This window comes from Streptomyces sp. F001, assembly GCF_004187715.1.
GTDB lineage: Bacteria > Actinomycetota > Actinomycetes > Streptomycetales > Streptomycetaceae > Streptomyces > Streptomyces flavusporus.
Window position 1 is genome coordinate 46,895 of the sequence record NZ_QZWF01000025.1, and the last position, 21,796, is coordinate 68,690.

The following is a 21,796-nucleotide window of genomic DNA, read 5'->3' on the forward strand; positions in this document are numbered from 1 at the left end:
CCTTCCCGCACGCCATGCCTGCCGCAGGTGCACGGCTCCCTTCGGGCTCCGGTGCCGGACACCGGCAGATGTCCGGCACCGGAGCAATCCGCGGTGCTCCCCGACATCCATGGTGCAAGGGCACGGCGCATCGGCGCATTGCCGGTTCCCGGCAATGTTCACTAGGGTCTGCATGCCGGACGCCGTCAAGAAGGCGTCAACGGGGCATCAGGAAAGCGGGGGCAGATGGCGGAATCCGCGATACCCGAGGACTACCTCGACGGCTATGCCCAGCTGCTGGCCGACGTCTCGGCCACTGGCCGCCGTCTGACCCGCGACGAGATCGAGTCCCGCCGCGCCCTGGGCGAACGGGCCGCCGACGCCGGATTCGGACTGCGTGCCCTGGTCGGCGCGCACCTGGCAGCGACCCGCGCCGCCTGGCCGAGCAGCCCCGGCTCCGCCGACAGCACGCTCGCCGCCGTGCAGCAGGCCGTCGACGCCTTCGCCGAGGGCTACGAACGCGCGCAACGCCTCGCCGTACGCCAGGAGGAGGCCGCCCGCCGGGAGTTCATCGACGACCTCCTGTACGGCCGCAGCGACCTCGGCCGCCTCGCCGAACGTGCCGAACGTTTCGGCCTGCGTCTGTCCCACGCCCACGCCGTCGCCGTCGCTCAGGGGCCGGCACCGTACGACGAGGGCGATCCGGTCACCCGCCAGGTGGAACAGGCCCTCATCGCCCGCTTCGGCGACCGCGACATCCTGCTCACCACCAAGGACGGCCGCCTGGTGTGCATCGCGCCCGGCGACCAGGACCAGGTGCTCTCCTCCTTCGCCAAGCAGGCGCATGTCGCCACCGACGGCGGCCGGGTCGCCGTCGGCCGCCCCCGGCCCGGCCCCGGCGGTGTCGTCCACTCCTACGAGGAGGCCCTCAACGCCCTGGAACTCGCCGAGCGCCTCGCCCTCGACGATCCCGTCCTGCGCGCCGCCGACCTGCTCGTCTATCCCGTCCTCACCCGCGACCGCCAGGCCATGGCCGACCTCGTCCAGGGCGCCCTCGGACCGCTCACCACCGCCCGCGGCGGCGCGGAGGTCCTGCTGGACACCCTCACCGCGTACTTCGACTCCGGCTGCGTGGCCGCCGAGGCAGCCCGCCGCCTGAACCTGAGTGTCCGCGCGCTGACCTACCGTCTCGAACGCATCCGCAAACTGACCGGCGCCAACCCTGCCGACCCGGCGCACCGGTACATGCTCCAGACCGCGGTCATCGGCGCCCGTCTGCTGGACTGGCCCGAGCAGGCGCTCTGACGGCGGGGGCCACGCCGGAGATGCGCACGGCATCAGGGCACATGTTCGTGGCGGTGCAGCGCCGCCGTGCGATGACACGCGCGTGGAGAGCCTCATCCTGGGCAGGGATCGCAATCAACCGTTCTTGGCCGTCTCACCACGCAGAGATACGTGTCCGATGAACGGACATGCATCTCCACATAACGGTCTAGTCTCGCTCGCTGGCACTTTCGGTGATTACTGACGGTCGCGTGAGTTACGTCACTAAAGAACTCGTAAAGGTCGTGGTAGAACAGCGCAACTCCGCAGGTGGCGCCACCCCCTGCTGCCACGTGGAGCGTCGGCGCACAAGCCGGCTGCACAACCAGGGTGATCACGCTCCGAGTCCGCGGACACGTCACCCCGGGTCGCCGATCGGACAACGGCGTTCGCTCAAAGACCGCACATGTTGCCGGCGCAGCCATGCGCCGATCCTGCGCCATTGAGGTAGCCACAGTGTCACTCGACTCCATCACCACGTCCGTCGACGAAGCAGTCAGCGGATTCTTCGAGCCCATAGCCACCTGGCTCGGGGAAGTCGTCTTCTACTCCGTCCGTGTCGGAGGTACGGACCTTCCCCTCATCGTGGCCTGGCTCGTGGTCGCGGGTCTCGTCTTCACCGGCTGGTTCGGGTTCGTACAGCTCCGCAAATTCCGGCTGGCCCTCGACGTGGTGCGCGGGAAGTACGACGAGAAGGGGTCGGCCGGCGAGGTCAACCACTTCCAGGCCCTGACCGCCGCCGTCTCCGGCACGGTCGGCCTCGGCAACATCGCCGGTGTCGCCGTCGCCGTCTCCATCGGTGGCCCCGGGGCCACCTTCTGGATGATCCTGTGCGGCCTGCTCGGCATGGCCACCAAGTTCGTCGAGGTCACTCTTGGTGTGAAGTACCGCGAGGTGCACGCCGACGGCACCGTCTCCGGCGGTCCGATGCACTACCTGCCCAAGGGGCTGACCGAGCGCTTCGGCAAGAACGGCAAGACCCTCGGCAAGGTCCTCGCGGTGCTCGCCTCCTTCATGATCCTCTTCTTCGGTCTCTTCGGCGGCAACCTGTTCCAGGTCAACCAGTCCTACGCGCAGCTCGTCTCCGTCACCGGCGGCGAGGACGGCGCGCTGGGCTCCTCCGCCGGCGCCCTGTTCTTCGGCATCCTCATCGCCGCCCTCGTCGGCATCGTGCTGCTGGGCGGCATCCGCTCCATCGCCAACGTCACCAGCCGGCTGGTCCCGGCCATGGCCGGGATCTACATCGTCGCCTGCCTCACCGTCATCCTGGTCAACGTCACCGCCGTCCCGGACGCCGTGGCCGCGATCGTCGAGGGCGCCTTCAACCCCGAGGGTGTCGCGGGCGGTGTCCTCGGCGCGCTGATCATCGGCTTCAAGCGGGCCGCGTTCTCCAACGAGGCCGGTCTCGGCTCCGCCCCGATCGCCCACTCCGCCGTCAAGACCAAGCACCCCGCCAGCGAGGGCCTGGTCGCGCTGCTGGAGCCGTTCATCGACACGGTCGTCATCTGCACGATGACCGCGCTGACCATCGTCGTCGCCAACCCGGCCAGCTTGGGCAAGGACATCGGCGGTGTCACGATCACCTCGGACGCCTTCGAGACGGTCCTGCCCTGGTTCCCGTACATCCTCACCGTCGCGGTGCTGCTGTTCGCCATCTCCACGGTGCTGACCTGGGGTTACTACGGCCTCAAGGCGTGGACGTACCTCTTCGGCCGCAGCAGGACCAGCGAGCTGACGTACAAGGTCGTCTACACCGTCTTCGCCGTCGCCGGCTCCCTGCTGACGCTGCAGACACTGATCGACCTGGCCGACGCCGTGCTCTTCATGCTCGCCGTCATCAACATCATCGGCCTCTACCTCCTCGCCCCGGTCGTCAAGCGCGAGCTGAACTCCTTCCTCGAGTTCGTCCGTGCCCGCAAGGCCGGTCAGGGCGACGAGGACGAAGACCAGGAGTCGGTGAAGACCACCGTCTGACCGCCCCCGCGGCCCGGCTCCTGAGCGGGCTCGTGCACACCTCGCGCCTTGGTGTGGACGGGCCCGCTCGTCATGCCGTCTCGCGCATTTCAGCAGGTGAAAGGGCATCTGGCGGCATACGAAGGCGCCAGTTAGGGTGTTAAGAACGCGTCATGACCAGCCCTTGAAAGGGCTGTGAGGGCCGCGCGGTGTGCCGGGAAGTCTGGTCGGCGTCAGGGGCTCGTATGCCCTCATGCCGATCCCGGAGGTCTTCCTGATGGCTGCCGCGCCGCGCGAGCGTTCCCCCTTCCTCGGTCTCCTGCCGCTGCCCGAACGCACAGCCGTCGCCCAAGCGTTGAGAACGGAAACGGTCGGCGGGCTGGTTCTGCTGGCGGCAGCCGTGGTCGCGCTGGTGTGGGCGAACAGCCCCTGGGCCGACACGTACGAGCGCATACGCGACTTCCACTTCGGCATACCGGCACTCGGCCTGGACCTCTCCATCGGGCACTGGACCGCCGACGGCCTGCTCACCCTGTTCTTCCTGATCGCCGGCATCGAGCTCAAGCGTGAACTGGTCGTCGGCGAACTGCGCACCCCCGCCACCGCCGCCCTGCCGGTCATCGCCGCCATCTCGGGCATGATCGTCCCCGCCGCCTTCTACGCCATCACCGCCTCGGTAGGAGGCGGGAGTCTGAACGGCTGGGCCGTGCCGATGGCCACCGACATCGCCTTCGCCCTGGCCGTGCTCGCGGTACTGAGCACCCACCTGCCCGCCGCGCTCCGCGCCTTCCTGCTCACCCTCGCCGTCGTCGACGACCTCGGCGGCATCCTGGTCATCGCCATCTTCTTCACCAGCGGCCTGAACTTCGCAGCCCTGGGCGGAGCGTTCGCGGGCCTCGTCGTCTTCTACCTGCTCCAGCGCCTCCGTGTCCGCGGCTGGTGGTGGTATGCCCCGCTCGGGATTTCGATCTGGGCGCTGATGTACAACGGCGGCGTCCACGCCACCGTCGCCGGCGTGGCGATGGGTCTCATCCTGCGCACCACCCGCGACAAGGGCGAGGACCTCTCCCCCGGCGAACGCACCTCCCACCTCCTGCACCCCGTCTCGGCAGGTGTCGCCGTACCCCTCTTCGCGCTCTTCGCGGCCGGTGTCGGCGTCTCGGCGGCCTCCCTGGGCGAGGTGTTCACCCGGCCGGAACCGCTCGGTGTGGTCCTGGGACTCATCGCAGGCAAGACTGTCGGCATCTTCGTGGGAACGTACCTGGCCGCACGCTTCACCCGTGCTCAACTCAATCCCGAACTGGCCTGGGCCGACGTCTTCGCGCTTTCCGCGCTGGCCGGCATCGGCTTCACCGTCGCACTGCTGATCGGTGAACTCGCCTTCCCCGATCCGGCCGCTGCCGAACCGGTCAAGGCCGCTGTCCTCATCGGCTCGCTGGCCGCGGCAGGGCTGGCCGCGATGCTCATCAAGCGCCGTAACGGAATCTACCGCCGCCTGTACGAGGAGGAGACCCGCGACGAGGACCACGACGGCATCCCCGACATCTACCAGCGAAGCGCCGCCACTGAACGCTGAGATGGAAGGAGGCGGGCGTGTGGACCCCTCGGTGATGACAGTCGCCATCGTGATTGCGGCCTTGGTCATCAAGACCGCGGTGCTGGAGTTCCGAGACCCCGGCACGGCACGCCGGGAATGGGCTTTTGTCAGGGACGGCGTGGCGTTGGCCGGCGGTTCGGTGACAGCCCTCGCTGTGAGCGCCCTCGGCTGGCCGTATGGAGGAATGGGCGCAGTGGCATGGGCGCTGCTGGCCGGTCTCCTGGTTGCCCAAGTGATGGGACGACGCTCCAGGAGCTGACTGACCGGCCTTCACGGCGAAGTGCCGAACCGGCTACTGATCGCCGCCGCGTGACCCGAGCGGCCCATTCTCTTTCTGCACGTCGAGGATCTTTCCCAGCCCCAGCTGGTCGAGAGCGCCATGAGGCTGACGGCGCACATGGGTCACCATCACCCGCGCACCGCAGGCCCGCGCCGTACGCAACGCCATGAAGAACGCTGCGCCACCGTCACTGCTGACGTACGTCACGCCCTCAAGGTCGATCTCCAGGACCGCTGGATGCCTGCGGAGCACTTTTTGCAGACGCCTTCCGATGCGCACGGCGTTCTCGGCTGTGACCTCCCCAGAGAGTCGTACCACGACATGATCGGGGGCGGAGGTGGAGCTGCTTCGCCGGCGCAGGAACCAATGGAAAAGTCGGCCTCCCGGCTTCCACGGCAAACCGCGGCCGTAGGGCTTCCCGGCGTGAGACGGCTCTGGCATCGGGGCTCCAGGGCGGACGGCGACTGACTGCCGACCAGACTTCCCGGCGCACCTGACGATCAGCCTAGCGCCCTACCCGCTCCGCCGCCGCCTCGAACGATCCGTGTCCGATTCGCGATCTCTGTCCTGGGCAGCGAAACGGCATGCCGCGCCCATGACGTTGCCGGAATGCGGCAGGCTGCAGACCTCTGCGGTGCCTGTTGGTGATCTGTCAAAGACGCATCAAGGATGTGTAAAGTTCCGCCTGGTGTGCCGGGAAGCCTGGTCGGCAAGCAAGGGGACAGATCTCTCTTCCGATCGGGGCGTACTCCATGGTGCTCGTGGTGGTGTTCGGCGTCGCGCTTCTGGTGGCGGTGCTGCTGTCGGGCCTGGCGGCGCGGACCGTGCTGTCCACCTCCTTCCTCTTCTTGGTAGGCGGCGCACTGGTCAGCGACGGGTTCCTCGGACTGATTCACATCACGCCGGACAGCGAGATGGTGGCCGCGACGGCCGACCTCGCCCTGTTCGCGGTGCTGTTCACCGACGGCATGCACGTCTCGCTGCCCAAGCTGCGGGCCAACTGGAAGAACCCGGCTCGCGCCCTCGGCCTGGGCATGCCGCTCGCGTTCGTCTTCATGGCTCTGATCACGCACTTCCTGGTAGGTCTGGACTGGACGACGTCGTTCCTGGTCGGCGCGGTGCTCGCGCCGACCGACCCGGTGTTCGCCTCGGCGATCGTGAGCCGCCGTGAAGTCCCGGCCAAGCTACGGCAGTTGCTGAATGTGGAGAGCGGCATCAACGACGGCCTCGCCCTCCCCGTGGTCCTCGTACTGATTGCCGCCGCCGGCCCGACCACGGACAGCGCGGAGGCTTCACCGATGAAGATCGCCGTCGAGTTGCTGCTCGGTCTGGTCTTCGGTATCGCACTGCCCCTGCTCGTCAACGGCCTCGTACGCTTCCGCCTGCTGGGCCCCGAGCCGAAGCTGCAGCCGCTGCTGCCGCTGGCCACGGGCATCATCCTGTATGCCGTCTGCCACTTGACCCACGCCAACCCATATCTGGCGGCGTTCTCGGCGGGCGCGGCCCTCGCGCACGTGTCGCAGGAGGCCAAGAAGTCCTTCGAGCCGCTCGGCGAAGCACTGGCGGAACTGGCGAAGTTCGCGGCGCTGCTGGTGTTCGGCGCGCTGCTGACCCCGCAGTTGTTCGGCGACCTCTCCTTCGGCGGCTACATGGCGGTGATCCTCGCGATCGTGCTGATCCGCCCTGCCTCGCTGTTGCTGTCGCTGTTCGGCACGAGCCTCTCCCGCAAGGAGAAGCTGGTGGCCGCCTGGTTCGGCCCCAAGGGCTTCGCATCGGTCGTCTACGGTCTGCTGGTTCTGCAGTCCGGCATCCCGCAGGCCGAGGAGGCGTTCACGCTGATCGCCGTGTGCATCGCGTTCTCGATCATCGCGCACAGCTCGACGGACGTGCCCATCGCCCGCGCCTTCGACGTCGACGGACTGGCCGGGATCCCGGAGCCACACAAGGACACGGGCATCCACACCCCGGAGAACCACGCCGACGCGCGCCCATGACCTGGCCAGGCCCTACCCCACCGCATCGACGGGCGGCGACGCACTCGACGCAGCCCGGATCGTCGGACGGGAACAGATGTCCGCCCTGCTGGGGCGTGTTTTAGAAGTCGTTGGTGTGCTGGGTGGATGTGGCTGAGCGCCGTAGCCGGCCCGCAGCAGAACGGGCCCCTACATCATTCGGTGTCCGTGGCCCCGCGTACGGTCTGCCCATGGATGATCAGCGGCCACCCATTCCTCCGATAGACGACTTCACAACCTGGAAGCCCGGGTTGCGGTCCCCGGGGGCCCAGCACCGGGGGAGTACTCCGTGTTCGTCTGCGCCCGACCGAGCTGGAGATCGCGCGTGAGTGGAATTCCAATGTACGAGGCAGGAGACGTACGACAGGCGTGGGGCCGGGTGACCGCGTGGCTTGAGCAGCACGCCCCTGGCGTCTTCGCTGCCCTCGGCGGCCCGGGGAACCCAATGGCCATCAGTGAAGCCGAAATGCGCCTTGGCCTCAAACTGCCGAGGGAGATGCGGAAATGGCTTTTGGCGAACGACATCGATACCGGCAGACAACCTGATGCCCGATCGTGTCTGGTGACGCTGGGTGCCAGGGAGTCATCCCCAACGGCGGACTCCTTCTCGGTCTCACGGACATCGAACGTGTCTACTTCCACAAGATGGCCATGGAGGAGATGGAACCGTCCGAAGACCCTGACTACCCGTCCTGGCGCCGGGAGTGGGTGCCCATCTCCTCGGAAAGCGACGGCTTTCACGGGAAGTTCCTGAACACGCGCACCGGAAGCATCGGATCTTGGGCCGAGGGATCCTCCCCGAAAGAAGGCGAACACACCTCGTTGTTCGCCTTCTTCCAGGATGTAGCGGACCAACTGGAAGGGGGGAACGCGAGCAAAACCGCCGGGGGCCATATGCGCGATCACAGTCCGGAGGACGAGGCGATACGTCTCTGGGCCCGCGCGAACGGCTATCTCGTCAATGACAGAGGGCGTATCCCTGCCCCCGTTCGCGAGGCGTACGAAGCATCACTGTGATCGCCGGATCTGGCCGTACCGGTCAACGACACTCAGCTGACCCTTAGGGCAGGTCACAGCCATTCGTTGATCGCGGCGATGAGGACGGTTGCCTCGAAGCGGACGGCGAGCTTGTCGAAGCGGCAGGCCACCGCCCGGTTCGCTTCATGCGGTTGACGCCTTGCCCCGGAACCGAGATCTGGCACACCGAATCCCGCAGGCTCATCACCCGCGACTACCGGCTCTTCGACATCCAGCACGCCGTGGTGCCCACCACCCTGCCCCTGGACGACTTCTACCGCGAACTGGTGAAGACCCAGGCGGTCATCAACCACAAGCACCTGGGCCTGCGGACCGCGATGGGCGCCCTGCGCGTACCGGGCCGCAACCTCGCCCGCGGACAGATCAACTCGCCCGCATGCAGTGGAAGTTCAACCGTGTCTACAACCCCGCACGGCAGTTGGCCGACCACCGTCGCCCGGTGCGCTACGTACTCCCGCTGCCCAGCACCTGAACATCGGCGACCGCCGCACGCTGTACGTCCACGCTCGCTCGGCAGGGCGACGCAACGCCTGACAAGCAGTGTAGGCCGCTGCCGCGCTCGGGCATCCACGGCCACCGCACGACTACTGGGCCGGGCGCGCGTCACTGAACACGGGAATCCGCCGCCGAGATGGAGAACTACTGATTGCCGTTGATCTGCTGTACAGAAGGATCGACTTCACGCCTGCGGCGGCTACCGCGAATCTCCCGGAGGGACAGGAGGACGACCGCCAGGTTCAAGGGGAAGGAGAAGGCGTCCGCCACTCCCGCAACGCCGAACGCCCGCAGCAGGCTGGCTGCAGCAGCGATCAGGAAAAGGGAAATCGGCAGGAACCTGCGCCAGGTTGGTATGTCCCGTATCCGGGTGACAGTAATGGAGCACCACAAAGTGAGGCAGAGGAAGGCGATCCCGGAAGCGATCACGGCGGGAAGCATATGAGGCATCTCCATGGGCAGGTCACGTAGCCGGCGACGTGCTCCCTATCGTTGACGGGGTCGGCGCACGCGTAGTCGTAGGCGTTGCAACTACCACCGGGCATCGGGTTGGCGGACAGGAAACGGCCGGTCGCCAGGGTGTACAGGCGGATACCCATCAGGGTGAGGCCGGTGAGCATCTCCCGGACCGACGCATGCCGCCGTGCCAGCCGTAGCGGACCGTGCTGGAGGGGTTGGTGCGTGTGGCGTACTCGTCGATGGTGAGCACAGTGGAACCTGCTCGGGATGACGTCGCGCGGGTGGGCCGTAGAACCCCTCGTCGGTCACGGCCGAGGCGCCGTCCCCTCCCCCGTCGGGGGACGGCGCCTCAGGCTGCCCAGGACGGTGATGGGCCGTCCGGGCTGCCTGTACCGCCCGGCCTCCTCAGCCGGCGATCTCGATCTTTCCGTTGGCGTCGGTGGGCGCCGTGGTAGCGGGCTGCGTGCCAACGCTCCGCTGAGTGATGCCCTTCAGCAGCTCGGCGAGGTCGACTCCCGTGGTGGAGCTGAGGAGTTCGACGCCCTGGGCGACGTTGTCGGCGACCGTGCGGGAGAGTTGGGTGGCGCCGTCGGTCGAGATGACCGTCATCTTGTCCACCGCGCTGAGCGGCTCGGACGCCTTGGCGACGACCTGCGGCAGCACCTCGACGAGCATCTGCAGCACGGCCGCGTCGCCGTACTGGGCGAAGGCGTCGGCCTTCTTCTGCATGGCCTCGGCCTCGGCGGCACCCTTGGCGCCGATCGCGGCGGCCTCCGCCTCGCCCTCGATGCGTACGGCATCGGCGAGCGCGGCGCGCTGCGCCTTCTCGCCCTCACCGGTCAGCCTGGCCCGCTCGGCGGTGGCCTCGGCTTCTTTCACGAGCGCGATCCGGCGGGCCTCGGCCTCCTGCTCGGCCTGGTAGCGGGCGGCGTCGGCGGGCTTGCGGACCTTGGTGTCCAGCTCGCGGTCGGTCAGCGCGGCCTGCCGCTCGGCGACCTTCTCCTGCTCGGTGAGCACTTCCTGCTGCCGGGCCGCCTCGGCGAGCGGACCGGCCGCCGCGGCGCGGGCCGCGGCCTCGTCGGTCTCGGCCTTGATCTCGGCCTGTTTGAGGGCGAAGGTCCGCTGGGCGACGGCGATCTCTTCTTCCGCCTTCAGCCGTGCCTGCTCGGCGGCCCGGCGCGCGACGGCCTCGGCGATGTCCGCCTCCTGCTTGGCACGGGCGGCCTCCGGGCGCCCGAGGTCCTCCAGGTAGGAGCCCTCGGTGGTGATGTCCTGGATCTGGAAGGCATCGAGCACCAGGCCCTGCCCGGACAGGCTGGCCTCCGCCTCCTCGGCGACCTGCCCGGCGAACGCGGCCCGGTCGCGGATGATGTCCTCCACCGACATCCGGCCCACGATCGCGCGCAGCGCGCCGGAGAGCACCTCCTGGGTGAAGCCGACGATGCCGTCCTGCTGCATCAGGAACCGCTGGGCGGCGGCCCGGATGGAATCCTCGGTGCCGCCGACCTTGACGATCGCGACGCCTTCGAGATGCGCCTTGACCCCGCGCAGGGTGACCGCGCCGCGCACGGCGACCGGGATGTGCCGCGAGGACAGGTCGAGGGTGAACTTCTGCTGGACGAACGGCACGACGAACACGCCGCCGCCGACAACGACCTTCTGGCCGCTGTTGTCGGTGAACACCCGGCCGGTCTCCGGGTCGGTGGCCTTCTTGCCGCGCCGCCCGGTGACGATGAACGCCTCACTCGGACCCGCCACCTTGTAGCGCGTGACGACGACAAGACCGAGCAGCACAAGGAGTACGACGACCCCTATGACGGCGATGACGACAGGACTCATGATGATTCCCCTCAGCCCTCCCAGGGGACGGCAGATCGATACGGTTCATGTGGACGAAAGGGCACGGCTGAATCGGCGCCGTGAGCAGCGATGCGGTGGGTCAGTGTTCCACCAGGCGTACGGAGACCGCTGTCTGTGACAGCGCCTCCTCCACCCAGACCTCGGCTCCTCGCGCCACCGGGGTCGGACTCTTCGCGGCGAGCTTCACCGGTTGCCCGGCCAGGTGGACCAGCACTTCGCCGTAGCCGCTGGCCGGGATGGCGGTGACCACGGAGCCCGAGGCGCCGATCAGGTCGTCGTTGCGCGGGGCGGCGCCGGACCGGTCGCTGAGCAGCGCGCGGCTGAGGCGATACGCGAGCCAGCCCGTGCCGACGCCGACGGGCACTCCGATCGCGGTGGCGCCGACCACGCCCAGCCCGGTGGTGCCCATGACGATCGCACCGGAGAAGCCGAGCATGGAGACGAACCCGGCAATGACCGGAAGCGACAGCCACCCGTCGAGAAGACCGTCCAGCGCGTCCACGCCGCCGAAGAGCCCCTCAAGGGCACCGTCGAAGACGAGTGACAGCACGAGGAGTACGACCCCTGCGATGCCGAGACCGAGAAACCAGGCCATCCGCGTTCACCACCTTCCCCCATGGCCACCGTGCCGGTGAACGCATGCTCACATGCGAGCGCCGACGAAAACATTGCCTCATTCCGGCAATCTTTACGCGGCTTTGATGCCGTGTCCTTCACCGCCCCTGTCGGCACTCCGCCCCTCATGGGCAGAGCCAATCCCGCTCCTCGCCGCCTTCGGGCGGCGGGGAGCGGATCCGATTTGCCACGCCGACGGTGATCTGCCCGGTCCATCCGATTCACGTCGAACACGTCTATGCCCTGGATCAGCAGACAGCGGGACAGGGCCGCCCCGTAGGAGCCGGTCCCCTCCACCCCGGCCCGCCTCGCGGCTCCCCACTTCCTGGCCCACTTCAGCAGATCTCGGTATCCCGCCGCGGTGGCCGGAAACTCGCCGGTGGCAAGCATCGCCCCCATCGCAGAGGGCACCGCAACCACATGGGCATCCCGGCGCGTGTCCACGCCCAGCACCACCTCCCCCGCAGGGCGACGACGGCGGGCCCGCGGAGCAGGCGTCGTACCGGACAGTGTCGAACTGCACATGCCTCTTCCCCTTCCGGTCCGATGGCGCATCGCGTTGCCGGTACCGGGCCGCGCCGGGCGGTCAGAATCGTGAGGACGCCACAACGATCGGCAAGCCCCTATCGGGACACACCCCGCCAGCCCGGCACCGACAACGCACCACCCCCGGCCAACGGCCGACACTGTGTAATTCAGACACGCCGGTCAGAGATGTCAGGAGTCAGGCCCGGACCCGGGACAGCACCCCCATCCTCCCGCCCGTCACAGCGTCACCACCCCGAAATACCGAGCATGCTCAGCCCAACTCTCGGAACACCCTGAATCTCGCTCCGGCCGATCGCCACGCGGCACACAGATCGACATCTTGGATCAGGCTGCGTCACGACCGGTACGGCTCCTCCGCGGCTGTGTGCACCATGCGGCAGGCCACCAACGTGCCGCCATTCGGGCCGATCCTCAGCGGCTGGCCCAGTAGCAGCGCCGCCCGCCGTGAGCACTCCAGGCGTGCACAGACGCCGCAGCAAGATCGAGGAACGGACCTCGCCGCTGAGGAACGCCGAGGCCCCCTGCCAGCGCCTGCGCCTGTGCACGGCAGGGGGCCTCAGCGACCATCACGTGTCACGTTCCTGTCACCAACACCGTCGACGCACCTGGACCACAAAGGCCCCACCTGCGTGAACGGCAGCGATCTGGATCACGTGGACGCCAAGAGACGGTTCCGACTACCTGTGCCATGTGGTACCCAGTGAGGGACCCAAGATCAGGACAGGTGCGTCTTCTGGCCCGTCAAAGCGGTATTGCAGGGTGTTCGGTGGTGTCTCGCTCACCCGTCAGACCCTCTCATCTCTCACGGGATCTCACATGGCCAGTCCCAACCTAACGGCTCTCGTCCCTCTCTCTACGACAGGCCCGGCACTGCCGGAACCCTCGGGGGTCCAGGTACGTGTTCTGCGGCGTGTACTCGTGACCGTCTCGACAGTGGGTCCTCCGGGAGCGTGCCCTCGCGGTCACGTCCGCTGGAGTGGTGTATCGACGGCCACTCGGTGATCTCGTCTTTGAGGCTATGCGGTGAGTTCGGTGGGCAGGACGGTCTCGTCGGTTTCTGACTCGATCGGGTGGAGCCGGGCCTTGGCCAGCAGGTCGAGTCCCATGTAGCGGCGGGCCTCGGTCCATTCGTCGTTCTGCTCGGCCAGGACCGCGCCGACCAGGCGGATCAGGGCGGTGCGGTCGGGGAAGATGCCGACCACGTCGGTGCGGCGCCAGATCTCCTTGTTCAGCCGTTCCTGCGGGTTGTTCGACCAGATCTGCCGCCAGATCTCGCGAGGGAAGGCGGTGAACGCCAGCAGCTCGTGCTGGGCGGCATGGGGTCTGCCCCCGAGTGGTGGACACCTTCGATCCCGGCCCCGGCAGGGGCCGGGTAGGAGGGATCTCTTATGGTGATGAAGGTCTACTCGCCCGAGTTCAAGGCGGACGCCGTCGCGCTGTACCTGTCGGACCCGAGCCATACCTTCGAGGGCATCGGCAAGGATCTGGGGATCAGCCGGGAGACACTGCGCAACTGGGTGCGGGCCGAGCGGGCCCGCCGCGGTGAGAGCGGCACCACGAGCACGAACACGAAGGACGTCCCGGTGAGCGAGGCCACGAAGGAAGAGCTGGAGGCCGAGATCGCGGCCCTGCGCGCGGAGCTGAAGACCGTGCGCAAGGAGAACCAGAAACTGGCCACCGAACGGGACATCCTGCGCAAGGCGACGAAGTTTTTCGCCGCCGAGATGAACTGGTGAGGAGCCGTAAGCGAATTACTGCGGGTTTTAGCCCAACTTCGTTGCGCGGGATGGTAGATGGACGTTCGTGGCGATACCGGAGAAGACCCTGACGGTCCTCGATACGAAGTTCGCGGCGGTGCTGCCGCACCTGGACGAGCGTCAACGGCGCCTGTATCTGGCCTCTGAGGCCGAAGCTCTGGGGCATGGCGGGATCGCGGCCGTGGCCCGGCTGGCCGAAGTCTCGGAGTCGACCGTCGCACGCGGGCGGGACGAGCTTGCCGCCGGGGCCGAGGTACTTGGGCGGGTGCGAAGGCCTGGCGGCGGACGCAGGTCGGCGGCCGAGCGCGATCCGGGCCTGCGACCCGCGCTCGAGGCGCTGATCGAACCGCGGGAGGTCGGCGACCCGGTCTCCCCACTGCGCTGGACCACCGCCTCGTTGCGGGATTTGGCCCGCGAGCTGACCGAGGCCGGCCACCCGGTCAGCGCCCCGGTCGTCGCAGACCTGCTGCACGCGATGGGCTTCAGCCTGCAGGGCATGGCCAAGACGAGGGCCGGCAGCCACGTGCCCGACCGCGACGCCCAGTTCCGTCACATCAACACCGCCGTCGAATCCTTCTTGGCCCGCGGCCTTCCGGTGGTGAGCGTGGACGCGAAGAAGAAGGAGCCGATCGGCGACTTCACCCGCCCCGGCCGCACCTACCGCCCCAAAGGACAACCGCTCATCGCCCCAGACCACGACTTCGTCGACCCCGACACCCCGATCGCCATCCCGTACGGCATCTACGACCTGGGTCGCGACAGCGGCTGGGTGAACGTGGGCACCGACCGCAACACCGCCGCCTTCGCGGTGGAGTCCCTGCGCCGCTGGTGGAACAGCCAAGGCCGCCTCGACTACCCCGGCGCCGACCGGCTCCTGGTCACCGCGGACTCCGGCGGGGCGAACTCGGCCGACTCCCACCTGTTCAAGATGGGCCTGGCCGCCCTCGCCGACGAGTGCGGGCTGAGTGTCACTGTCATGCACTTCCCGCCCGGCACTTCAAAATGGAACAAGGTCGAACACCGTCTGTTCTCCCGGATCACCCACAGCCTACGCGGACAGCCCCTGACCAGCTACGAGGTACTGCTGCAGACCATCTCGGCCACACGCACCAGCACCGGGCTGACCGTCAGTGCCGCACTGGACGAGAACGACTACCCCACCGGCCGCGTGCTCACCAAGGCCGAGCGCAAGGCCATCATGCAGCGGGTCGACCGCGACGAGTTCCACGGCGAGTGGAACTACACCATCGTCCCCTGCGACCCTCAGCAAGCAGCACCGGCCGAGCCGGAGCAGGCCAAGGCACCCCCGATCCCGAACGATGCCACCTTCCTGCTCACCCACCCCGCCCTCACCGGCCTGTCCCGCGAGCAGTTCGACCACCTCGTGGAGGAGCTCGAGCCCTTCCGCCGCGTCCTGGCCGAGGCCGAGCGCCAGAAGAGGAAGGGCATCAACCGACGCGGATACAACCCCGGTTTCGGCTTCCTCGACCACCGCCACCGCGTCCTGGCCGCCATCCTGAGCCGCCGCAACACCGTCACCCTCACCCTGACGGCCCGCCTGCTCGGCCGCGACCGCAACACTCTCAGCTACCACGCCCACCGGACCATGCCCCTGCTGGCCTTCGCCGCCGGCTCCGACCTCGATGCAGCCCTCGCCGGGCCCCGGCGGACCCACCCGCCCCGCACGCTCGAGGCCCTCCAGAACGCGATCGCCGCCCACGAAAACAGCATCAAGTCAGGCAGTAGTTAATTGACGGCTCCTGAACCGCTTCCGCTTCATCGAGGACCACCACCGCGCCTTCGGCGTGAAGCGGTTGTGTGCTGTGCTGGAGGTCGCCCGCTCCAGCTTCTACAAATGGCGGGCCGGCCGTGATGCCCGTGCCGCGCGCGAGCGGGCCGATGCCCGGCTCGCCGAGCGGATCAGGGCCGTGCACGCCGAGTGGGACGGCACCTACGGCCGCCCGCGGATCACCGCCGAGCTGCGCGACCAGGGCGAGCGCGTGAACCACAAGCGTGTCGGGCGGGTCATGCGCAAGCACGGCATTACCGGGCTGCGACTGCGCAAGCGCCAGGTCACCACGGTGCCCGAACCGTCCGCCACACCGGTGCCGGACCTGTTCCGGCGCGACTTCACCGCGAGCGGGCCGAACACCAAATACGTCGGGGACATCACCTATCTGCCGGTGGGCGACGGCGAGTTCCTGTATCTGGCGACGGTGATCGACTGCTTCTCGCGCCGTCTGGTGGGCTGGTCGATCGCCAGCCACATGCGCACCTCGCTGGTCAGCAACGCGCTCAGGGCTGCCGCCGCGACCCGAGGCAGCCTGGCCGGAGCCGTATTCCACAGCGATCACGGAGCGCAGTACACCTCTCGCGAATTCGCCGATGTATGCGCCGAGTTGGGTGTCAGGCAGTCCATGGGCGCGGTCGGCACGAGTGCGGACAACGCCCTCGCCGAGTCGTTCAACGCGGCCCTCAAACGTGAGACGCTCCAGGGCGCCCGCCGCTTCGACGGGGCCCGCGCCTGCCGCCTGGCGGTCTTCCGCTGGACCACCCGCTACAACACCCGCCGACGGCACTCGGCGAACGGACACCAGGCACCGATCGCCTACGAGCAGCAGTCAGCTACGCTGACACTCGCCGCATAACGACACGAACAGGTGTCCACCCCTCGGGGACAAGGCCCCATCGAGGTGCTCGGCGGCCTTGGGGAACTTCGCCTCCAAGGCGTCCAGCACATGCCGCATCTGGGCCTGGACGGCGTCGGTGTCGGGCTGTTCGAAGACCGTCCGCAGCAGCGTGGCCACCCATGGCTGGGCCGATTTGGGGACCTGGGAGAGCAGGTTCCTTGCGTAGTGGGTGCGGCATCGCTGCCAGGAGGCGCCGGGCAGGACCGCGCCGATCGCGTCCACCAGGCCGGCGTGGGCGTCGGAGACGACCAGCTGGACACCGGACAGGCCGCGGGCGATCAGCGAGCGCAGGAAGGTCAGCCAGCCGGCGCCGTCCTCGCTGGAGGCGACGTCCAGGCCGAGGATCTCGCGGTGGCCGTCGGCGTTGACGCCGACCGCGATCAAGGCGTGGACGTTGATGATGCGTCCGCCCTCGCGGACCTTTTGGGTCAGCGCGTCCACCCAGACGAACGCATACGGCCCGGCGTCCAGGGGCCGGTTGCGGAACGCCGCGACCTGTTCGTCAAGTGCCGGGCCATCGCGAGACCTGGACTTCGACAGCTGGTGACGCCGAGGGACTCGGCAAGTTTCTCGACGCGGCGGGTGAGACACCCAGCAGTAGGCGGTGGCGACCACGCTGATGAGGCCTGTTCGGCCCTCGGCGGCTTCGAGAGCCAGTGCGGGAAGTAACTGCCGCTGCGGAGCTTGGGGATGGCGAGTTCGACGGTGCCCGCCCGGGTGTCCCACTCGCGGGGGCGGTAGCCGTTGCGGTGGTTGACTCTCTCGTCGCTGACCTGCCCGTATTCGGCGTTGCAGAGGGCGTCTGCCTCGGCGGACATGAGTGCGTCGGCGAACGTCTTGACCATCGCGCGCAGCAGATCGGGACTCGCCGCGGCGAGGTTGTCTTCGGCGAGGGCGTGCAGGGGCAGACTGTCGGGTGCGGTCATCGTGCTGATCTCCTTCGAGCCTTCGACATCTCGAAGATCAGCCGGTGGCCGTTCTTGTATCCGGGCACTCACTCCGACGCCGGGGCAAACGCCCGGATCAGGTGGGAACCGGTACACCACTTCTCAGGACGCAACCGCCCTCCCCAGTCCCGACGTCGAAGAGCTTCCTCACGCGTCACGGCTCCAGGGTGATGCGGGTTGCAGCATCGAGCGTGGTGGAATCCCCGTGGCTCGGCGTGACTCACCTGAAAACCTTCCAGAATCTCCCCAACCAGCAGCTTGAACACCACACGGTGAACGAATCCGTCTTCCCCTGGTAGGCAACGGTGCCGTAGCCGGACGGGCCCTCCCGATTACAGCTACCGGTCCACAGCCGGCAGCCGAACTCCGAGTCCACCTCGATCTTGCGGGCCATACGGCTTGGCAAGTCGCTCGGCTGGAAGACCGCCCGGCTCACGCTTGCCCCTCCGTCGCACCCCCGTGCAAGCCACCCCACATTGTGGCGGCTCCGCGAAGATCCTCGACGTCCGGCTTCACGTACCACTTCTTGGTCGTCTTCACGTTCGTATGTCCGCCCACCGCGCAAGGATGTGGTCTGGCACGCCGCTGTTGGCCAGGTAGGTGAGGCAAGACGAACGAGCGTCGTAGAGACGGACTCGACGGAGACCGAGGATTGCCATGAGCCGGTACGCGCGTCGACGGAGCTGCTTGATCGTGAAGGCTTCTCCGGTCTCGTGCACCAAGACATAGCCGGAGTCTCTGTAAGCCTCGCCCAGAGCCAGCTTCTCCTTGGCCTGCAGGGCCTTGAACAACTTGAGGGCAGCCAGCACCGGAGCGGGCACCGGGAGTTCCCGCTCACCGGCCAGGGACTTGGTGTCCTTCTCTACCACGTACCGGTTGCCCATCATCGTGCGCGTGTTGGCGATGATGATCGTGGCGTTGTCCAGGTCGACGTCTTCCCACCGGAGGCCGCAGACTTCGGCCGGACGTAGACCCATGAGGGACAGCAGAAGCAGAGCGTACAGCCGTTCTTCATTGACGCCATGAACGAACGTCTGAACCCGGATCCACCGGCTTGATGCCTGTGGATGGCCTTCCGAGAAACGAGGAAGTGCCTTGCGACCTGCGATGATGGGAGTTCTCTAGGCTTCCAGCACGCACGATCGGCAAGGCACTTCTGAGATGCAATCCTCCCATGCCGCGGCGGCGGTCTCGTCCGCGTTCGATGACCCGAATCTGATCGCGTACGGCGGGCTGGGGCCGGTGGTGCGGCTGGCCGAGCGGTGCGGTCTGCCCGCGCTGGCCGACGAGCACATCCACCTGCCGTGCTCGAAGGACGGCATCGGCGCCTTCCCGGCGGCGAAGCTGATGTCGCTGGTGGGCGGCATGGTCGCGGGTGCGGATAGCATCGAGGACATGGACCGGCTGCGCACGGCGCGATGCCCCGCCTGTTCACCGGAGTGCGGGCCCGTCCACGCTCGGCTCGTTCCTGCGCTCCTTCACCCACGGCCACGTGAAGCACTGCACGCCGTAGCCCGCCGGTTGCTGCCCCGTCTCGCGGCGCACACCCCGCTGCTGCCCGGCGCGGACCAGGTCGCCCACGTGGACATCGACGACACCATCCGCCGCACCCACGGCTACGCCAAGCAGGGCACCGGATACGGATACAGCAAGGTCAATGGGGTGAACGCGCTGCTCGGCGTCGTCTCCACACCGCTGGCCGCCCCGGTGATCGCCGCCACCAGGCTGCGCAAAGGACCCTCGAACTCCGCACGCGGGGCGGCCGCGTTCGTCGCCGAGACCATCCGCACCGCCCGCGCCTGCGGCGCAAGCGGCCTGCTGGTGGTGCGGGCCGACTCAGCGTTCTACGGCGCCGACGTCGTGGGCGCCTGCCGGTCCCTGAACGCCCGCTTCTCCATCACGGTGCGGATGAACGCCTCCGTCAAGGCCGCGAGTCGCAGGTATCGACGACGACGCCTGGACTTCGATCAAGTACCCCAAGCCGTCTGGGACGAGGAGGGCCAGTGCTGGATCTCGGACGCCGAGATAGCCGAGACCACCTACACCGCCTTCACCTCCAAACCGAAGAAACAGCAGGTCACCGCCCGTCTGATGGTGCGTCGCGATCAAACGCCTGGGCACTGGTGCCCAGGCCGCCGGGCAGGCACGCTCTTCGACACCTGGCGCTACCACGCCGCGTTCACCGACTCTCCGCTCTCCCTGAGGGACGCCGAGCGTGATCACCGGCGGCACGCTGTGGTGGAACAAGTGATCGCGGACATCAAGAACAGCGCTTCGCGCATGCGCCGTCCGGATACTTCCAGGCGAATGCCGCCTGGCTCACCCTCGCCGCCCTGGCCCACAACCTCACCCGCGCCGCCGAACGCACTGGCCTCTCGCGTTCCAGCCAGAGCGACCACCGCAACGATCCGCGACCACCTCATCAACGTGCCCGCCCGCCTCGCCCGCTCGCCCGCCGACTCACCCTCCACCTGCCCGAACGCTGGCCTTGGAGCGAGGACTTCAGCCAGTTGTTCCGCGCAGCGCACGCGCCACCACCGACCGCCTGACACGCCCTGCCCAACCCGCCCGAACGGGCCCGAGAACTGTGGACATGTGGAAGAGCTGGGCAGACCAGCGGATACTCCCTGCCCGAAACCGCAGATCAGCCGCCAGACCACTCGAACACCCCCGGAATGATCACACCGAAATCAAGCCGGTGGATCCGGGGTGAGCCGCCGCGGGCCCCCTGCCCCGGCTCCGGCCGGAGGATGACTCGTCGAGACAGGACATCGTTGCTGGTCGTTCGCCATCTCGACGATGCGGTCACGAGGTTGGAGAAGGCCGGGCAGGGAGAGTGATGACCACACCGGCACGCTGGGCGGGACACGGCTCGGTCAGCCGCGCAACAGTTCGCCCGGGCTCACCTCGGCGAGCAGCGGTGGCTCGTTCTCCCCCTCGTAGGCGAGGTGAAGCTCGCGCCTGGCACGGGTGGCCAGCACGTAGTAGGTCATCCGCAGGGCCGCCGAGGTGGGATCGGCAGCCTCGTCGGTGTGCGTGTCGGGGATGACGACCGTGTCGAAACCCAGTCCCTTTGCGCTGGCGCGGTGGACGAGGACGATACCCGGGCGGGCGAGGTCCAGGGTGCGGTAGCGGCCCTTCACTGCCTGGGATGTGTACAGCTGGGGCTTCAGCCATGGTGCTCTGTTCTCCAGGCTGCCGAGCAGGGAAAACTGCGTGTGCCGGGAGTTGACGATCACGCCGATGGTGTGGCCGGGATGTTGCTGTGCCAGCGTGATCAGCAAGTCTGCTGCGCCGCGTTCGGGCAGCCTGTGCACGCGCGGTGGCGGCCCCTCCCGGTCGGGGACGGCGGGCATGCCGGCGCCCGTGTGGAAGTGCGCGGCGAACGCGGCGATCTGGCGGGTGTTCCGGTGATTGCCGTCGAGTTCGACGCGGGTGCAGTTGCCGAGGCGCTGGGCGATGTCCTCAAGAGTGGAGTTCGTGTCGGTCAGCCGCTGGCACTCATCGGCGAACACGGTGATGCGGCCCCCGAGGAGCCTGCACAGCCGGTAGAACTCGGGCGGCAGGTCCTGTCCTTCGTCAATGATCAGGGTCAGACCGGGGTCCCGTTCGGCTTCGGCCGCTCGCTCGTAGAAGGCCGGCCAGTCGTACCAGCCGTCCTCGGCACGTGGAGGTTTGGGACCGTACCAGTTGTCCAGCCATGAGTGCGCTGTGGCCACACGAACACTGCGGTCTCTGGGTCCCAGCGCGTGGACGGTGGACGCCAAGGACTGGTGGAGCAGATGGGAGCGTGTGAGCAGGACGACCGGGGTGCCGGTCAGCGCCAGCATCACGGCGCGCTGGGCTGCCAGAAGGCTCTTGCCACTGCCGGGCGGACCGCTGATCAGATGGTTGCCGTCGAACGGCAGGTTGTCGAGGGCGGACCGTTGCTCCGGCATGAGATCCAGATAGGTGAGCGTCATGAGGTGATCTGCTCCAGGGCTGCGGCAGCCGCTGCGCGGGCGGCTGTGACGATCGGCTCGAAGTAGCCGGGCACCTGTTCACCGCCCACGACGAGGGCGCGGTCGAGCAGCGTGTTGCCGGACTCGCAACTGGTCTCGGGCAACAGGGCGCAGGCGTGACAGGCGGCCCGGTTGAGGTTGCCGAAGCCCTGCCCGGCGTGCTCCGCGCACAGCGGGTCGGCGGAGCACCAGGCCGCCGCTTCGGTCATCCGCAACAGTGTTTCCCCAAGCGGGCGGTTCG

The 21,796-nt window shown here is 68.0% G+C and carries 14 protein-coding genes and 7 pseudogenes; 11 read left to right on the forward strand and 10 right to left on the reverse strand.

Features of this window, described 5'->3' with window-relative positions:
• The first annotated feature begins 225 nt into the window (after positions 1-225).
• From StrepF001_RS38890 to StrepF001_RS38905, 4 genes are all read left to right on the forward strand, one after another.
• On the forward strand, positions 226-1,284 hold the full coding sequence (locus StrepF001_RS38890) for a helix-turn-helix domain-containing protein (protein WP_129802869.1): 1,059 nt from the start codon (positions 226-228) through the stop codon (positions 1,282-1,284).
• A 474-nt stretch (positions 1,285-1,758) separates the two neighbouring features.
• Positions 1,759-3,276, forward strand: coding sequence for an alanine/glycine:cation symporter family protein (locus StrepF001_RS38895; protein ID WP_129802870.1), 1,518 nt, complete (start codon positions 1,759-1,761; stop codon positions 3,274-3,276).
• Between the two features lie 256 nt (positions 3,277-3,532).
• Positions 3,533-4,831 (forward strand): Na+/H+ antiporter NhaA, encoded by a 1,299-nt coding sequence (nhaA, locus tag StrepF001_RS38900; RefSeq protein ID WP_129802888.1) that lies wholly within the window; start codon positions 3,533-3,535, stop codon positions 4,829-4,831.
• Positions 4,832-4,850: 19 nt separating this feature from the next.
• Positions 4,851-5,111 carry a hypothetical protein gene (locus tag StrepF001_RS38905; protein ID WP_240797868.1) on the forward strand — a complete coding sequence of 87 codons (261 nt, stop codon included), beginning with the start codon at positions 4,851-4,853 and terminating at the stop codon, positions 5,109-5,111.
• 33 nt (positions 5,112-5,144) lie between these two features.
• Here StrepF001_RS38905 and StrepF001_RS38910 read toward each other — a convergent pair whose 3' ends face one another.
• On the reverse strand, positions 5,145-5,573 hold the full coding sequence (locus StrepF001_RS38910; protein WP_129802872.1) for an STAS domain-containing protein: 429 nt from the start codon (positions 5,571-5,573) through the stop codon (positions 5,145-5,147).
• A 311-nt stretch (positions 5,574-5,884) separates the two neighbouring features.
• Between StrepF001_RS38910 and StrepF001_RS38915 the strand changes: the two genes are divergently transcribed.
• The 3 genes and pseudogenes from StrepF001_RS38915 to StrepF001_RS38930 all read left to right on the forward strand — a co-directional run.
• Complete coding sequence (locus tag StrepF001_RS38915) at positions 5,885-7,126, forward strand: cation:proton antiporter (RefSeq protein WP_129802873.1); 1,242 nt, start codon at positions 5,885-5,887, stop codon at positions 7,124-7,126.
• 669 nt (positions 7,127-7,795) lie between these two features.
• Positions 7,796-8,161, forward strand: a complete 366-nt coding sequence (locus StrepF001_RS38920) for a histone-like nucleoid-structuring protein Lsr2 (RefSeq protein ID WP_240797869.1) — start codon at positions 7,796-7,798, stop codon at positions 8,159-8,161.
• Positions 8,162-8,313: 152 nt separating this feature from the next.
• Positions 8,314-8,716: pseudogene (locus tag StrepF001_RS38930) on the forward strand (hopanoid C-3 methylase HpnR); the annotation flags it as partial.
• Between the two features lie 105 nt (positions 8,717-8,821).
• Here StrepF001_RS38930 and StrepF001_RS38935 read toward each other — a convergent pair.
• The 5 genes and pseudogenes from StrepF001_RS38935 to StrepF001_RS38960 all read right to left on the reverse strand — a co-directional run.
• The gene (locus StrepF001_RS38935; protein WP_240797870.1) at positions 8,822-9,118 is read right to left on the reverse strand and encodes a hypothetical protein; all 297 of its coding nucleotides are present in this window, start codon (positions 9,116-9,118) and stop codon (positions 8,822-8,824) included.
• 423 nt (positions 9,119-9,541) lie between these two features.
• Positions 9,542-10,975 (reverse strand): flotillin family protein, encoded by a 1,434-nt coding sequence (locus StrepF001_RS38945; RefSeq protein ID WP_129802877.1) that lies wholly within the window; start codon positions 10,973-10,975, stop codon positions 9,542-9,544.
• A gap of 100 nt (positions 10,976-11,075) precedes the next feature.
• Positions 11,076-11,591, reverse strand: a complete 516-nt coding sequence (locus StrepF001_RS38950) for a hypothetical protein (RefSeq protein ID WP_129802878.1) — start codon at positions 11,589-11,591, stop codon at positions 11,076-11,078.
• Between the two features lie 200 nt (positions 11,592-11,791).
• A pseudogene (locus StrepF001_RS49770) lies at positions 11,792-12,166 on the reverse strand (transposase); the annotation flags it as partial.
• A gap of 1,010 nt (positions 12,167-13,176) precedes the next feature.
• Positions 13,177-13,473, reverse strand: a pseudogene (locus StrepF001_RS38960) (transposase); the annotation flags it as partial.
• A gap of 75 nt (positions 13,474-13,548) precedes the next feature.
• On the opposite strand from StrepF001_RS38960, the pseudogene StrepF001_RS38965 reads away from it, so the two are divergent.
• The 3 genes and pseudogenes from StrepF001_RS38965 to StrepF001_RS38975 form a co-directional block, all read left to right on the forward strand.
• Positions 13,549-13,895: pseudogene (locus StrepF001_RS38965) on the forward strand (transposase); the annotation flags it as partial.
• A gap of 68 nt (positions 13,896-13,963) precedes the next feature.
• Positions 13,964-15,667 carry an ISAzo13 family transposase gene (locus tag StrepF001_RS38970; RefSeq protein WP_240797871.1) on the forward strand — a complete coding sequence of 568 codons (1,704 nt, stop codon included), beginning with the start codon at positions 13,964-13,966 and terminating at the stop codon, positions 15,665-15,667.
• 7 nt (positions 15,668-15,674) lie between these two features.
• Positions 15,675-16,565, forward strand: a pseudogene (locus StrepF001_RS38975) (IS3 family transposase); the annotation flags it as partial.
• Between the two features lie 33 nt (positions 16,566-16,598).
• Here the strand turns inward: StrepF001_RS38975 and StrepF001_RS38980 are convergent.
• Positions 16,599-17,533: pseudogene (locus StrepF001_RS38980) on the reverse strand (IS256 family transposase); the annotation flags it as partial.
• 557 nt (positions 17,534-18,090) lie between these two features.
• On the reverse strand, positions 18,091-18,531 hold the full coding sequence (locus tag StrepF001_RS38985; RefSeq protein ID WP_240797872.1) for a site-specific integrase: 441 nt from the start codon (positions 18,529-18,531) through the stop codon (positions 18,091-18,093).
• Positions 18,532-18,715: 184 nt separating this feature from the next.
• Here StrepF001_RS38985 and StrepF001_RS38990 point away from each other — a divergent pair, with 184 nt between their 5' ends.
• Complete coding sequence (locus StrepF001_RS38990; protein ID WP_240797873.1) at positions 18,716-20,233, forward strand: IS1380 family transposase; 1,518 nt, start codon at positions 18,716-18,718, stop codon at positions 20,231-20,233.
• A 197-nt stretch (positions 20,234-20,430) separates the two neighbouring features.
• On the opposite strand, the gene StrepF001_RS38995 is transcribed toward StrepF001_RS38990, so the two are convergent.
• A complete protein-coding gene (locus StrepF001_RS38995) occupies positions 20,431-21,516 on the reverse strand; it encodes an AAA family ATPase (protein ID WP_129802881.1) in 1,086 nt (361 codons plus the stop codon).
• Positions 21,513-21,796, reverse strand: a pseudogene (locus StrepF001_RS39000) (hypothetical protein); the annotation flags it as partial. The pseudogene StrepF001_RS39000 and the gene StrepF001_RS38995, both read right to left, overlap by 4 nt.

Coding starts and splice junctions, on each gene's coding strand:
- StrepF001_RS38990 (WP_240797873.1), top strand. CDS start 18,716: ATGCAATCCTCCCATGCCGCGGCGGCGGTCTCGTCCGCGTTCGATGAC.
- StrepF001_RS38910 (WP_129802872.1), bottom strand. CDS start 5,573: ATGCCAGAGCCGTCTCACGCCGGGAAGCCCTACGGCCGCGGTTTGCCG.
- StrepF001_RS38915 (WP_129802873.1), top strand. CDS start 5,885: ATGGTGCTCGTGGTGGTGTTCGGCGTCGCGCTTCTGGTGGCGGTGCTG.
- StrepF001_RS38995 (WP_129802881.1), bottom strand. CDS start 21,516: ATGACGCTCACCTATCTGGATCTCATGCCGGAGCAACGGTCCGCCCTC.
- nhaA (WP_129802888.1), top strand. CDS start 3,533: ATGGCTGCCGCGCCGCGCGAGCGTTCCCCCTTCCTCGGTCTCCTGCCG.
- StrepF001_RS38985 (WP_240797872.1), bottom strand. CDS start 18,531: ATGGGTCTACGTCCGGCCGAAGTCTGCGGCCTCCGGTGGGAAGACGTC.
- StrepF001_RS38935 (WP_240797870.1), bottom strand. CDS start 9,118: ATGCTTCCCGCCGTGATCGCTTCCGGGATCGCCTTCCTCTGCCTCACT.
- StrepF001_RS38920 (WP_240797869.1), top strand. CDS start 7,796: ATGGAGGAGATGGAACCGTCCGAAGACCCTGACTACCCGTCCTGGCGC.
- StrepF001_RS38950 (WP_129802878.1), bottom strand. CDS start 11,591: ATGGCCTGGTTTCTCGGTCTCGGCATCGCAGGGGTCGTACTCCTCGTG.
- StrepF001_RS38890 (WP_129802869.1), top strand. CDS start 226: ATGGCGGAATCCGCGATACCCGAGGACTACCTCGACGGCTATGCCCAG.
- StrepF001_RS38945 (WP_129802877.1), bottom strand. CDS start 10,975: ATGAGTCCTGTCGTCATCGCCGTCATAGGGGTCGTCGTACTCCTTGTG.